Source organism: Tepidimonas sp., from assembly GCF_029335975.1.
Lineage (GTDB): Bacteria > Pseudomonadota > Gammaproteobacteria > Burkholderiales > Burkholderiaceae_C > Tepidimonas.
On the sequence record NZ_JARJMT020000077.1, the window covers coordinates 1 to 14,110 of the forward strand.

The window sequence follows — 14,110 nt, forward strand, 5'->3', positions numbered from 1 at the left end:
TGATGCAAAGCGACGATTGGCTCGATCGGATTACGAAAGCAGTGGAGAAATTCAATACGCTTGCCCAAGACCTGTTCGACGAAAATGCCAGAGCGGCAGGCGGCATATATGCCGAAGATCGACACGGTGTCGTGCGTTTTCATCCGATGACAACCGTCAGCCTCGGAGTAGTGCGTGTGAACCCCGAGCAATTCTCTCATGCCGAGCAAGTCGCCAATGAGGCGGCATTAGCCAAACACCATGCCAAACAGTCGAAACTGGGCGTCTATATCAAAGACGAGGCACACCCAAACTAATCACTCATCGTGCGATCGGTCGCCGTCGGCGAGTAAATGCCGTTCGGATTTTCCGCCGTTCTCGCGCGGTCGTCAGCATCATTCGCGCGCCAGTAGCGACGCCGTTCTTCCCGCTCGCATGTCGCTTGCGCGGGATGTGCACTAGACCAAGCCATGGCGCCGCATGTCGCCGTGTTGACCCATTTGAAACCGTGCTCGTTCAATCGTCGTAGCACGGCCGGATGGGGATGTCCGTAGCGATTGCGCCATCCTGCCTGTATCGCCACCCACTCGGGTTTGATCGCCTTCAACCACCGTTCACTAGTGGATGTCTGACTCCCGTGGTGCGCCGCCACCAGCAACCCCACTTCTAATGTGGGATAGGTATCCAGCAGCATGGCCTCCTCTTCAGAGCGAATGTCCCCTGTCAGCAATGCGGAGGCCCGGCCCCTTCCGACTTGCAGAACACACGAGCGGGCGTTGTCGCCCCCCTGCCGCGGCGGTGCCCAGTCAGGCGTTGGCGGATGGAGGAATTGGAAGGACACGCCATCCCACTCCCACGACACGCCTGCGGCGCAGGTGTTGGCCGACCCCGCAAGGCGCGCGCCAGGCTCGAACGATGTCCACCATGTTGCCGTCGGAAACGCTTGGAACAGCGAGGACAGTCCTCCCGCGTGATCGCTGTCGTCATGGCTAATGACGATGGCCTGCGGCGCACTGCCCAACGCCCGCAGCCACGGCAGCAAGACACGCTCGGCTGCATCGCTGCGACCCATGGGTGGGCCGCTGTCGAATACCAGCGTGTGGCGGGCGGTGCGCACGATGGCGGCGCTGCCCTGCCCCACGTCGGGCAGCAGCACCTCGAAGGTCCCTGGTGGCGGGGCAGGCGGCCGATACGCCAGCACCGGCCACAGCATCCATAGCCCCCACACCCGCCAGCGCCAGGGGGCGCGCCAGACCAGCAACACGGCCCCGATACACGCGGCTGTGGCCAGCGGCAGGGGCGGTGCTGGCCGCTCCCAAACGGCCATGGGCCACGCCGCCAGCAGCCGCAGGACGGACAACAGGGCCTGGGCCAGCCAGGCTGCGGCGTCCCACAAGGGCGCGACCGCCACACCCGCCAGTGCCACTGGCGTCAATGCCAGCGTGACCCAGGGAATGGCGATCAGATTGGCCAGCAGGCCCACGACGGACACCTGGCCAAACAACAGCAAAGTCAGCGGTGCCAGCGCTGCGGTGACGATGGCCTGCACGCGCAACAGGTCGGCAACGGCGTGGCGCAGGCGCTGCCCCAGTCCGGTGGGCTGCCACGACGCCCCGCCCTGGCCAAACAGCACCGCCACGGCGACGAAACTCAGCCAAAAGCCCGGCTGCAGCAAGGCCCAGGGGTCGAGTATCAAGGCCACCACCATGGCGGCCAACCAGGTCGCGCCCCACGGCCAGCGTCGCCCGCTCAGACGCAGGGCCACGACCAGCGCCAGCATGGTCGCCGTGCGTTGGGCGGGCACCCCCCAACCGGCAAACAAGGCATAGGCCGTGGCCAAGGTGATACCGCCCACCCCTGCAACCACCGGCACGGGCCAGTGCAACAACGCTGCCGGCCAGCGCCGCCCGACGCCCCGCCACACCAGCCCCGCCGCCACGGTGGCGATGAGCGCAAACATGGTCACATGCAGGCCCGAGATGGAGACCAAATGGGCCACCCCTGTGGCGCGGATGGCGGCCCAATCGGCTGCAGGGATCGCGCCCTGGTCGCCTGTGACCAGGGCTGCCACCAGCCCAACGCTTGCCGGTGGATACCGGGGTTGGAGCCGCTCCACGATCGCATCGCGCACGATGGTGCGAGCCCGCTCCACGGGGTGACGCCAGGGATCGTCCGCCAGGCGATGCGGGGGATCGTTGCGACCACCCTGCAGGACACTGCCTGTGGCAACGATACCCTCGCGCCACAGCCAGGCTTCGGCATCGAAACCATACGGATTGGCCAGCCCACGCGGCGCGCGCAAGCGCAGGCTGCCCTGCCATGTTTCGCCGGGCAGCAGGCGCGGCACGGCAGCTTCGCTGCGCACGCCACCGAAGGACCGCCAAGTCCAGCGGATCGTGCCCTGGATCGGCAGGTCGTGGCCGTCGCGGGTGCGGGCCTGCAGCAGCTGGGCTTCGAACGTCGCGCTCTGCTCGCCACGGCTGGGCATGGCCACCACCCGCCAAGCCGCCTGCACGAGCGCACCATCCGCCGTCGGCGGCAGCGCCTGGGCGGCAAACCCCACAGCCCGCCCGCCCGTGGCGGCAAAGGCCAGCGCGGCTGCGACGGGCAACCAACCCCACCGGCTGCGGGGCCGGCTTGGCATCGTCCACATCAGCCCGACGCCTGCCATGAGGGCCAGCAGCGCCATCGCCCCATAAGCCCAGCCCAGCCACAGCGAGGTCTGCGCGAGCTGCAACGCCGTCCCCAGAACCCAGCCCAGCGCGGCCGGCCCCCAGACCCGGCGGATGGCAGCCGCCCCGGTCGGGCTGCACGCACCCTCCGGCCGGGCGCGATCTTTGTTTGCTTCGCTCACGGACGCTGGCGAATGCGCCCGATGCCCACTCGGCATGTCCCACTCCCTGTTCTACCCTGCGCCAGCGCACCGTGGCCATCCCCGTCGCGCCCGCCACGTCACCGATTATCGATACGGTCGGCTCGCCCGCGACAGACATCGGCTGACTACAATGCAGTTTTTGCGGAGCCCGTCCATCATGAGCGTTTACGATCGGTTGCAAGCTCTGAACATCACGCTGCCCGAAGTGGCCACACCGGCTGCGGCCTATGTGCCGTTCGTGCAAACCGGCAAGCTGGTGCTGCTCAGCGGCCACATCGCCAAGCGCAACGGCCAGCCCTGGGTGGGTCAACTGGGCCTGACCATGACCACCGAGGAAGGCAAAGCTGCCGCCCGTGCCGTGGCCATCGACCTGCTGGGCACGCTTCACGCCGCTTGCGTGGCCGCCGGCACCGATCTCGATGGCGTGCGGCGCATCGTCAAGGTGCTCAGCCTCGTCAACTCCACCAACAGTTTCACCGAGCACCACCTGGTGACCAATGGCTGCTCCGAGCTGTTGGGGCAGGTCTTGGGTCCGCAGGTGGGCGCGCACGCCCGCAGCGCCTTTGGCGTGGCGCAACTGCCGTTTGGCGCGTGCGTGGAAATCGAGCTGATGGCCGAACTGGCCTGACGGGGCGCTGCACCAATCGCCTCGAGCGGGTGGCGGCAGCGGGTTCAGCGAGCACCCGCATCACCCAGCGCGGCGACTCGACCAGAAAGGCCTTGCCGGCGACATTGCGAGCCTCATGATCGCCAAGGCCAGCGCCTTGGTGCCCCTTATTGCACTCGCCAGACGATCGTGGGCTTGAAGCCGAAGCTGGCATCTCGCCCCTTGCGGCCACGGGCGGCGCGGGCGTTGTTGAGACTGCGGATCTCCAGCACCTCGTCGCGCCATTTTCCGCCTCGTCCCACACCGCCGATGCGCACACTGCGCAGGTAGGCCGCGGCGCCGGCCAAGGTGTCTTTGCCCTCCAGCCCCATGAGCATGAGACCGCGCCCACCCTTGGGTTGGTGCTTGACATCGCCCACATCAAAAGTCAGGATGCGCCCACTGCTGGAGACGCAGCAGACCTGGGTGGCTGGAGCCAACGCGGCCGGGTCTGGACCGCCTTCCGGGGTCGTGGGCGGGCCAAGCACGGTGCCATCTGGGGCGGCCAGGCGCACCACCATGCTGCCGCTGACCAGCGCAGGGCGGCACACCGTCTCGCCCTCGTTGAGGGTGACGAAGGCCTTGCCGCCCTTCAAGCGGCTTGTCATGTCTTCCACCGTGGCCAGAAAACCATAACCACCCGAGCCGCTGAGCAGCCACAGGGACGATGCGGGCCCCGCCAGGTAATGCACCGGCTGCGTGCCCGGCTCCAGGTCGATCAAGGTGGTGATGGGCTGGCCGTCGCCGCGCGCCCCCGGCAGGCTAGCCACGGACACGCTGTACGCCCGGCCATTGCTGCCCAGCACGACGAGCGTATCCACGGTTCGGCATTCGAACGTGCCGTAGAGCCCATCGCCAGCCTTGAAGGCAAAGCCCGCGGCGTCGTGCCCGTGGCCGGTGCGCGCGCGCACCCAGCCCTTGGCCGACACCACCACCGTCACTGGCTCGTCCACCACCTTGATCTCGGCCACCGCCTTTTTCTCGGCCTGGATGAGCGTGCGGCGCTCGTCGCCAAAGGCCTTGGCGTCGGCCTCGATCTCTTTGACCATCAGGCGGCGCAGGCTGGCCGGACTGGCCAAGATGTCTTCCAGCTTGGCCTGCTCCTCGCGCAGCGCTTGGAGTTCCTGCTCGATCTTGATGGCCTCCAGCCGCGCCAACTGGCGCAAGCGGATTTCCAGAACGTCCTCGGCCTGCCGGTCGCTCAAGGCAAAGCGCGCGATCAGCGCGGCCTTGGGCTCGTCGCTGGTGCGAATGATGGCAATCACCTCGTCGATGTGGAGCAGCACGATCTGCCGCCCTTCGAGGATGTGGATGCGATCGAGCACCTTGTCCAGCCGGTGGCGTGAGCGGCGGGTAATGGTCGTCTGCCGGAAGCTGATCCATTCCTGCAGCATCTGGCGCAGGCTCTTGGGTACGGGCTTGCCGTCCAGGCCCACCAGGGTCAGGTTGATCGGGGCGGACGTTTCCAGGCTGGTGTGGGCCAGCAGCGCGGTGATCAGTTCCTGCTGTTCAATGCGGCTGCTCTTGGGCTCGAACACCAGGCGCACGGGCGATTCCTTGCTGGACTCGTCGCGCACCCCGTCGAGTACCGCCAGCAGGCTGGCCTTGAGCTGGGTCTGCTCCGGCGTCAGGGCCTTTTTGCCGGCCTTGACCTTGGGGTTGGTGATGTCATCGATTTCCTCCAACACCTTTTGCGCGCTGACGCCGGGCGGCAGCTCCGTGACCACCAGCTGCCACTGGCCACGCGCCAGGTCTTCGATCTTCCAACGCGCGCGCACCTTCAGGCTGCCACGGCCGCTGCGGTAGGCGTCATGGATGTCGGCGCTCGGGCTGATGATCTGGCCGCCACCGGGGTAGTCCGGCCCGGGCAACAGGGCAAACAGGTCGTCGTCAGGCAGTTGCGGGTTTTTGATCAGCGCCACGCAGGCGTGGGCCACCTCGCGCAGATTGTGGCTGGGGATCTCGGTGGCCATGCCCACGGCAATGCCGCTGGCACCGTTCAACAGCACAAACGGCAAGCGGGCTGGCAACTGGCGCGGCTCCTCGGTGGAGCCGTCGTAATTGGGCACCCAATCCACCGTGCCTTGGTCGATCTCGTCCAACAGCACGGTGCTGATGCGGCTCAAGCGCGCTTCGGTGTAGCGCATGGCGGCGGCGCCATCGCCGTCGCGGCTGCCGAAGTTGCCCTGCCCGTCGATGAGCGGATAGCGCTGCGCAAAGTCCTGCGCCATGCGCACCAGCGCCTCATAAGCGGCCTGGTCGCCGTGGGGGTGGAAGCGCCCGAGCACATCCCCCACCACGCGGGCGCTCTTGACTGGCTTGGCCGGCGTGTTTGCATTCGGACCGCTGTAGCCCAGCCCCATGCGCTGCATCGCGTACAGAATGCGGCGCTGCACGGGCTTTTGGCCATCGCACACATCGGGCAGGGCGCGGCCCTTGACGACGCTGAGCGCGTATTCCAGATAGGCCCGCTGCGCATAAGCGGCCAGGCTGTCGGGGTCGGCCGCCGGCTCGGCGGGCGACCGGTCGGAAGGGGGCAACACGTCTAGACTCATGTGCGGATTGTCGCTCGCCCCGAGGCCTGTCCCCTGCCCCGCGCTCCGCGCGCCGTATCGTGCGCGACCGGCGACAATAGTGGACGACGGCCCTGAGCCGCGTTGACCCTTTCGACAGGAGACCTTTGAGATGTTCAGTCACGTGATGGTGGGCAGCAACGACATCGAGCGGGCCAAACGCTTTTACGACGCCGTTTTGGGCGTGCTAGGCGCCCCGGAAGGCGTCCGCAACACCGCATCGAGCGGTCATGAGCGGGTGTTTTATCGACATGGGGGCAGCACCTTCGGCGTCACGCAACCGATCAACGGCGAGCCGGCCACCTGCGCCAATGGCGCGACGATCGGCTTCAGATGCACATCGCCCGAACAGGTGCAACGCTTTCACGACGTGGCCGTGGCCCACGGAGGCACGTCCATCGAGGCCCCGCCCGGCCCACGCCACGGACCCAGCGGCACGCTCTACCTTGCCTATGTGCGCGATCCGGACGGCAACAAGCTGTGCGCGCTGCACCGGCCTGCGTGAGTCACCGTGAAGCCATGTCGCCACCTGTCACCCCCAAACGCCAGGGCCTGGCCCGGCTGTGGTATGCCGCAGGCAACTCCCTCGATGGGCTGAAAGCCGGCTGGCACGAACCCGCCTTCCGACAGGAAGCCCTGCTGGCTGCCGTCTTGTTGCCCGCTGCATTTTGCTTGGGCCGAGACTGGGTTCAGGTCGCCTTGCTCGCCGGCTCGGTGCTCCTGCTGATGGTGGTGGAGTTGCTCAATACGGCCGTCGAATCCGTCGTGGATCGCGTGGGCCCCGAATGGCATGCCCTGTCCAAGCGCGCCAAAGACCTTGGCAGTGCCGCCGTGCTGCTGTCCCTGCTGTTTGCCGGCGGGGTCTGGGGCGCTGCGCTGTGGGCTTGGTGGCGCGGTTGATGGGTCGATGAGCGGCTGGCCAGCTCAGGATGGGCGCCGGCACTCCGCCAGCAGATCGTGCTTGGTATCGACCACCGCGCTGCGCACGCCGAACAGCCCCGCAACGGTGTGGAACACATGGTCGTGCGAGGCTGGCTCCTGCGCACGCCGATGCAGACAGGCCCAATCCAACCCCAAGCGCCGCTGCATGCCGCCGTTGACCCACAGCAGCATCGCCACCTCCTTCTGCTCGCGCGGGGCCACGGTGTACGGCAGGCCATGCAGGTACAGCCCTCCCTCGCCGAGTGATTCACCGTGGTCGGAGACATACAGCAATGCCGTGGGGCCGCTGCGCTGCGCCAACCCGCCGATCAACTCAGCCAGCACATGGTCGGTATAGAGCAGCGTGTTGTCATAGGCATTGACGATGTGCGTCGGCTCGCACGCCTGCAACTCGGCCGTCGTGCACTCGGGCAGGAAGTGTTTGAACGCCGCCGGTGTGCGCTTGAAGTAGGCCGGTCCATGACTGCCCATCTGATGCAGCACCGCCAGCGTGCCGACCCGGCGCGCTGCCTCAGGCAAGGCCGCCAGCGCGCTGGGCAGTTCGCGCAGCAGGATTTCGTCATGGCATTCGTCGCCGCGGCACAGGTCTGGGACTTGCAGGCGATCGATTCGGCGCGACGGCACGCGCGCGCACACCCCCTTGCAGCCAGACTGGTTGTCCAGCCAGGTCACTGCCAGCCCGGCGCGCTGCAGCAGGTCGAGCAGGTTTTCCTGGGCGCGCGAGGGATTCCATTGGGCACGGCCTTCTGGCGCAAACAGGCACGGCACCGACGTCTGCGTGTTGGTGCCGCACGAGGTGACGGAAGCGAAGGACACGACCGGCTGCCCCTGCTCGATCAACGCGCGCAAGCGCGGCGTGGTGTCGCGCGCGTAGCCGTTGAGGGCCCAGTTGGCCGCGCGTGCCGTCTCGCCCACCACCAACACCAACAGCGGCGCCTCGTCCTCGCGGGCTGCCGGGGGCAGCGGCTGCACGTCCAGACCGATGGGCTGCAGCGGCTCGGACGCGAGCGCCCGCTGACCCACGCCGTGGTGCAGTGCGGCATAAATGCTGTTGTAGGGGTTGATCAGGTAGCGCAGCGCGCGGTCGTTGCGCATCAACGCCGCCAGATCCTGAAAGGTCAGCCAAAGCAGCGCGATGGCCAGCGCCAGCGCTGCCGCGCCGACGCCGAGGCGAACCAGCAGCGCACGCCGCGCCGACCATCGCCGCACCGGCAGGCGCCACCACAGCCAGCCTGGCAGCGCCACGCCGAGCACCCACGCAACCAGCAGGCCTGGGGTCAACAGGTCGCGCGCCTCGCGCAGATCGGTCTGAAACACATTGGCCGCCATCGACGCATCGACGACGATGCCATAGGCCAGCATGAAGTAGCTCGCCACCCCAGCCAGGGCCAGCAGCACCACCCCCATGGGCCGGCGCAACGGGCCGACGGCCAGACACGCCAGCAGCGCGAGGTTGACCAGCGCCAGCGTCAGCACCCAGGCAAGCGTCACCGCCGCGCCACGCCAGCCTACCCCCCCCTGCACCTGCCACACCGCCAACCACAGCGGTACATTGCCGGCCGTGGCCAGCCACACCGCCAACAGGGCCAGCGCAGTCAGCGGATGCCCACCGCCGGTCCTGGTGGTTACGGCGCCCAGGCCGTGCCGATGCGCGCCGCCTGCCCATTTCGATTTGCCCATCGTTTCATGGTATCACTGAGCATGATCATGCCAGCCAGGCGCCAGCCCTTTCTACAATCCGATTTGCCGAAGCCCCCCAGGGCATGGCACTTTCGTCGCCCACTGCACCAAGCCCGATGCCCGTCTACCCGCCGTCAAGTGCACCCATGCGCGCCCTAGCGGGTTGGATAGGGACTGTCCTGCTGCTGGGTGCCAGCGTCTGGGTCGCCACCCTGGATGGGGCCGGCGCCATGACGGCCCTGCAGCGCTGGACTGCGTGGCTGCCGGATGGGCTGTGGTGGCGGCTGACATGGTTGGGCGACGCCCAGTTGGCCTTGCTCGCCTACCTGACGGCCGCCCTGCTGTGGCAGCGCAACGCCTTGACCGCGCTGCTTTGGGCCGTGCTGCCGGCCACACTGCTCACCCACGGCCTGAAGGCGCTGGCTGCCGCGCCCCGACCGGCTGCGGTGCTCGACCCCAGCGAGTTGCATGTCATCGGCGAGGTGCTGCGCCACGGCAGTTTTCCCTCGGGGCACACGATCACGGCCTTTGTGTTGGCTGGCTGCTGGGTGCTCAGCGCTCCACCGGGTTGGGGGCGCGTGGTGGGCTGGCTGCTTGCGCTGCCGCTGGCGGCCGCCATTGGCATCTCGCGCTTGGCCGTGGGGGCGCATTGGCCGCTGGACGTGGTGGCCGGGGCGCTTGTTGGTTGGCTGTGCGCCGCTGGCGCTGCAGCCGTCGCCCGACGGTCGGGGTCCGCACCAGGCAGCCGACTGTTGTTTGCGGTGGCAGGCACGCTCGTGCTGCTCGCCGCCACTCTGCCTTGGCGTGCGTTGCCGGCGGACATCGTGCCGATGGCCGCTGCACTCGGCGGCCTGGCTTTGGGTGTGGTGCTGGCTGGCGGCTCAACCTTGGGCCAGCGCTGCGTCGAGGATAAGCATGTCCGCTGACTCGCCCCCCACCGCCCTCTGGGTGCGCTGGATGGCCTGGCTGTTGCCGCTGGCCGTCTGGGTGACCGCAGTGGGCACGCCGCCGTTGTTCGATGTCGATGAAGGCGCATTTTCCGAAGCCACGCGGGAGATGCTGCACAACGGCGACTGGCTCTCGACCTGGCTCAACGGTGTGCCGCGCTATGACAAGCCGATCCTGATCTATTGGCTGCAGGCGCTGTCGGTGTCGCTGCTGGGGTTGCACGAGTGGGCCTTGCGCCTGCCGTCCACCCTGGCGGCGATCGGGTGGGGTTGGGCAGTCTGGCGCTTCGTGCGCGAGCGCGCCGACGCGGCGGCGGCGCAGCGCGCCTTGTGGATCGTCGCCACCGCCCTGGGGCCTTGGATCATGGCGCGCGCCGCCACGGCCGACGCCTTGCTCAACCTGTGGCTGACGCTGGCTTGCCTGGATCTGTGGCGCTACCTGGAGCGACGGCGGCGGCCGGATCTGCTGCGGGTGTACATCTGGGTGGGGCTGGGGCTGCTGACCAAGGGGCCGGTGGCCGTGCTGATCCCGGCTGCGGCAGGCACCCTGTACACCCTGCTGGCGCGCGACGGGTCCACCTGGCGGCGCATTGCGTTCGACATGCGGGGCTGGCTGCTGCTCCTGGCCGTGGCGGCGCCGTGGTATGTCGCCATGTTGCTGACCCATGGACAGGCGTTCGTGGACGGCTTCATCCTGCGCCACAACGTCCAGCGCTTTACCGGCACGCTGGAGGGGCACAGCGGGGGTTGGCTGTATTACCTGATCGTCTTGCCCTTGCTGCTGCTGCCCTGGAGTGCAGCCCTGCCGGCCGTGCTGCGGCAGATCAAGCCCGACTGCCAAACGCCGCTGACACGCTATCTCTGGCTGTGGTGTGGCTTCGTGCTGGTATTTTTCAGTTTGTCTGGTACCAAGTTGCCGCACTATGTGCTGTATGGCTCCACCCCGCTGATGATCCTGCTGGCACTGCGCTTGCCCACCCTGCGTGGTGTGTGGCTGATCGTGCCCGTGGCCCTGCTGGCGCTGTGGCCCTGGCTGCCCGCCTTGTTGTACGAAGCCGGGCTGCGCACCGACAACCCCTACTACCGCGCCCAGCTCGCGCTGGCCTGGGATCTGGCGCCCGCCTTCTACCAGCCTGTGACCTGGGCGGTGTGGGTCGCGGGTGTTGCCTTGGCGGTGCAACGGCGCTGGCCCGCTTGGCGACGGTTGCAGGCCCTAGCGGCCATACAGGCCCTGCTGCTCGGTGCCGTCGTGGCGCCCTGGTTTGGCGATGTGCTGCAAGGCGCGATTCGCAGCGCAGGCCGCCTCACCCATCAGGCCCATGCACCGGCGGTGCTGTGGCGCTTCGATGCGCCCAGTTTCAGCGTGTATGCCCAGTCGATCACCCCCAAGCGCCTGCCGGAGCCAGGCGAGTGGGCCCTGACCCGGCTCGACCGCCTGCCGGACGTGCCGCACACCGTGATCTACCAGCGCGGCGGCGTCGTGCTGCTGCGGCGCGATCCCTGAGACCCCGATTCAAGGACGGCGGGCCGGCTCAGACGTCCACCTCGACCGCGTCGCCCCACTGCTCCATCAACTCACGACGGGCAGCCGCCTCCGCCTTGCCCATCAAACGGTTCAGATACATGGCGGTGGCCGCGACATCCAGCCCACCCAGGGTCACCGGCAGCAAGCGGCGCGTATCGGGGTTGAGTGTCGTGTCCCAAAGTTGTTCGGCGCTCATTTCGCCCAAGCCCTTGAAGCGGCTAATCTGGCATTTCTCGCGCGGCACCCCTTCCTTGGCGCATTTGTCCAGAATCGCCGCCAGCTCCCCCTCATCCAGCGCGTAGTGTTTGCTGGCGGGTTTTTTGCCGCGTGCTGGCACATCCACCCGGTACAGCGGGGGCCTTGCGACGTACACATGGCCCGCCTCGATCAGACGGGGGAAATGCCGGAAAAAGAGGGTCAACAGCAGCACCTGGATGTGCGAGCCGTCCACGTCCGCATCACTCAGGATGCAAATCTTGCCGTAGCGCAGGCCGCTGAGATCCACCGCATCGTCGGGGCCGTGGGGATCCACCCCAATCGCCACCGCGATGTCGTGGATTTCGGCATTCGCAAACAAGCGGTCGCGCTCGACGTCCCAGGTATTGAGCAGCTTGCCGCGCAGCGGCAGCACGGCCTGTGACGCCTTGTCGCGTCCCATCTTGGCGCTACCCCCGGCGCTGTCGCCCTCGACCAAAAACAGCTCGTTGCGCGACAGATCGCGGCTTTCGCAGTCGGTCAGCTTGCCGGGCAGCACCGCCACGCCCGAGCCTTTGCGCTTTTCCACTTTCTGCGCGGCCTTCTGGCGGCTTTGCGCCGCACGGATGACCAGATCGGCCAGCCGCTTGCCGTGCTCGACGTGCTGATGCAGCCACAGCTCCAGCGCGGGACGCACATAGGCCGCGACCAGCCGCAGCGCATCGCGGGAATTGAGCCGCTCCTTGATCTGGCCCTGGAATTGCGGGTCGAGGACCCGGGCACTCAACACATAGCTGGCGCGGGCAAACACATCCTCGGGCAGCAGCTTGACCCCCTTGGGACACAGCGCGTGCAGTTCGATAAAGCTGCGCACGGCCTGGAACAAGCCTTCGCGCAGGCCGCTGTCGTGTGTGCCCCCAGCAGGGGTGGGGATCAGGTTGACATAGCTCTCGCGCACCACAGGCCCTTCCTCGGTGAAGGCCACCGCCCAGGCCGCGCCTTCACCCTCGGCAAAGCTCTCGTGACCCGCCTCGGCATACCCCTCGCCTTCGAACAGCGGGATCAGCGGCTCGGCCGCCAGCGTCTGCTGCAGATAGTCGCTCAAGCCCCCCTTGTACTGCCAGGTCTGGGTCTCGCGTGTGCGCTCATTGATCAGGCTCACGCTCACCCCGGGCATCAGCACCGCCTTGCTGCGCAGCAGGTGCGTCAGCTCCCCCAGCGGCAGGCTGACCTGGTCGAAGTAGCGTGCATCGGGCCACACGCGCACCGTGGTCCCCTGGCGGCGCTCGCCCGCCTCGAGCGGCCGACGCACCAGCGGCTCCACCACCTCGCCGCCCGCAAACACCAGGCGCGCCACATGCCCATCGCGGTGGCTCGTGACCTCCAGCCGGCTGGCCAGCGCATTGGTCACGCTTACCCCCACGCCATGCAATCCGCCCGAAAAGCTGTATGCCCCACCCTGCCCTTTGTCGAACTTGCCGCCCGCGTGCAGCCGGGTGAAGACCAGTTCCAGCACCGGTGCCCCCTCCTCGGGGTGCAGGCCATGGGGGATGCCGCGGCCATCGTCTTCCACGCTGACGGAGCCATCCGCATGCAGCGTGACGCGGATGCGTCGGCCAAAACCCGCCAGCGCCTCGTCGGCGGCGTTGTCGATCACCTCCTGCACGATGTGCAGCGGATGGTCGGTGCGGGTGTACATGCCCGGGCGCTGCTTGACGGGCTCCAGCCCTTTGAGCACCCGGATCGAACTCTCGGCATAGCCGGGTGCAGCGCCCGGCGCGACGGTGGAGGCGGACATGACGGTGGATTGTACGGACCCGCTCGCTTGGACGCCCCCTCGCTCGAATCGGCCGCCATCACAGCTTCCTGGGAGGGCTTGACAGACGAGGACCTTCTGTGTTTTGCACACACTCTGCGCGCTGGCACATCCCCTTGGACGGCGTGTCCGTTCTCCCGATTTGCACCGCAGCACACTCGGCAAATCTTATAAGTCGTTGTTTTTACAAATATTTTTTGAATGCTCAAATTTTGAGCAATCTATTCGAATCCTTGACAGACGAGGCTTTGCTGCGCGTGATCACGGCTTACTCACAAAGTTATCCACAACAACTTGGGACAAGGTGCAACTCTGCCGGTGAGTCAAGAACTTGGGCCATCCACCTCAGAATCGACCTGCGTATCGGCGCGCAACCTGGACCGAACCTCACTCACCGCGGTAGGCGATGGACGCCTGCCCGCATGGGGAGCACGACCATGCGTTGCAGTTCGGTAATCACGACGACGCGCCGACTCTGCGCCGCCCTGATCCTGCTGTGCGGCGCCCTCATCGTGACCTTCTCGATGGGTATCCGCCATGGTTTCGGGCTGCGGCTGCAACCCATCACGCAGGCGCAGGGCTGGACACGCGAAACCTTCGCCTTCGACATGGCGATACAGAACCTGGCTTGGGGGATATTCGGCATTTTTGCGGGCATGCTGGCGGACCGCTTGGGGCCTACCGGGTGTTGGTGGGCAGCGCGCTGCTTCATGGCCAGGGCCTTGCGGGCATGGCACTCGCCACCTCGACGCTGGTTTTTGCGTTGACCACGGGTGTATTGATCGGTGCGGCCCGGGCAGGCACGACCTATGCCATCATTCGTGGGGTCATTGGTCGCCCAATCGCGCCCGAATGTCGCTTTTAGGCGATGGGATTGGCGGCTGCAGCGGGCTGCTTCGGGCAGTAGTCGGCAGCTTCATGGGGGTGTGGCT

General features: G+C 67.2%; 9 protein-coding genes and 2 pseudogenes. 7 read left to right on the forward strand and 4 right to left on the reverse strand.

Features of this window, described 5'->3' with window-relative positions; genetic code table 11:
• Window positions 1–296: pseudogene (locus P3W97_RS04240) on the forward strand (diguanylate phosphodiesterase); the annotation flags it as partial.
• Here P3W97_RS04240 and P3W97_RS04245 read toward each other — a convergent pair.
• A complete protein-coding gene (locus P3W97_RS04245; protein WP_300844092.1) occupies window positions 293–2,833 on the reverse strand; it encodes a DNA internalization-related competence protein ComEC/Rec2 in 2,541 nt (846 codons plus the stop codon). The pseudogene P3W97_RS04240 and the gene P3W97_RS04245 overlap by 4 nt on opposite strands.
• A 178-nt stretch (window positions 2,834–3,011) precedes the next feature.
• Between P3W97_RS04245 and P3W97_RS04250 the strand changes: the two genes are divergently transcribed.
• Window positions 3,012–3,482, forward strand: a complete 471-nt coding sequence (locus tag P3W97_RS04250; protein WP_300844094.1) for a RidA family protein — start codon at window positions 3,012–3,014, stop codon at window positions 3,480–3,482.
• 146 nt (window positions 3,483–3,628) lie between these two features.
• Here the strand turns inward: P3W97_RS04250 and parC are convergent, their stop codons facing one another.
• Window positions 3,629–6,055, reverse strand: coding sequence for a DNA topoisomerase IV subunit A (gene parC / locus P3W97_RS04255; RefSeq protein ID WP_300844096.1), 2,427 nt, complete (start codon window positions 6,053–6,055; stop codon window positions 3,629–3,631).
• A gap of 130 nt (window positions 6,056–6,185) precedes the next feature.
• Between parC and P3W97_RS04260 the strand changes: the two genes are divergently transcribed.
• Window positions 6,186–6,578: a VOC family protein gene (locus tag P3W97_RS04260; protein WP_300844099.1), complete on the forward strand. Its 393-nt coding sequence runs from the start codon at window positions 6,186–6,188 to the stop codon at window positions 6,576–6,578.
• A 14-nt stretch (window positions 6,579–6,592) separates the two neighbouring features.
• Entirely contained in the window at window positions 6,593–6,973 is a 381-nt protein-coding gene (locus tag P3W97_RS04265; RefSeq protein WP_300844101.1) for a diacylglycerol kinase, read from the forward strand.
• A gap of 24 nt (window positions 6,974–6,997) precedes the next feature.
• Here the strand turns inward: P3W97_RS04265 and P3W97_RS04270 are convergent, their stop codons facing one another.
• A complete protein-coding gene (locus tag P3W97_RS04270; protein WP_300844103.1) occupies window positions 6,998–8,695 on the reverse strand; it encodes a phosphoethanolamine transferase in 1,698 nt (565 codons plus the stop codon).
• A 146-nt stretch (window positions 8,696–8,841) separates the two neighbouring features.
• Here P3W97_RS04270 and P3W97_RS04275 point away from each other — a divergent pair, with 146 nt between their 5' ends.
• On the forward strand, window positions 8,842–9,621 hold the full coding sequence (locus P3W97_RS04275; protein ID WP_300844105.1) for a phosphatase PAP2 family protein: 780 nt from the start codon (window positions 8,842–8,844) through the stop codon (window positions 9,619–9,621).
• On the forward strand, window positions 9,611–11,146 hold the full coding sequence (locus tag P3W97_RS04280; RefSeq protein ID WP_300844106.1) for a glycosyltransferase family 39 protein: 1,536 nt from the start codon (window positions 9,611–9,613) through the stop codon (window positions 11,144–11,146). The genes P3W97_RS04275 and P3W97_RS04280 overlap by 11 nt, the downstream gene beginning before the upstream one ends.
• Before the next feature lie 28 nt (window positions 11,147–11,174).
• Here the strand turns inward: P3W97_RS04280 and P3W97_RS04285 are convergent, their stop codons facing one another.
• A complete protein-coding gene (locus tag P3W97_RS04285) occupies window positions 11,175–13,160 on the reverse strand; it encodes a DNA topoisomerase IV subunit B (protein ID WP_300844108.1) in 1,986 nt (661 codons plus the stop codon).
• Between the two features lie 455 nt (window positions 13,161–13,615).
• Between P3W97_RS04285 and P3W97_RS04290 the strand changes: the two are divergent.
• Window positions 13,616–14,040, forward strand: a pseudogene (locus P3W97_RS04290) (MFS transporter); the annotation flags it as partial.
• Window positions 14,041–14,110: the final 70 nt, after the last annotated feature.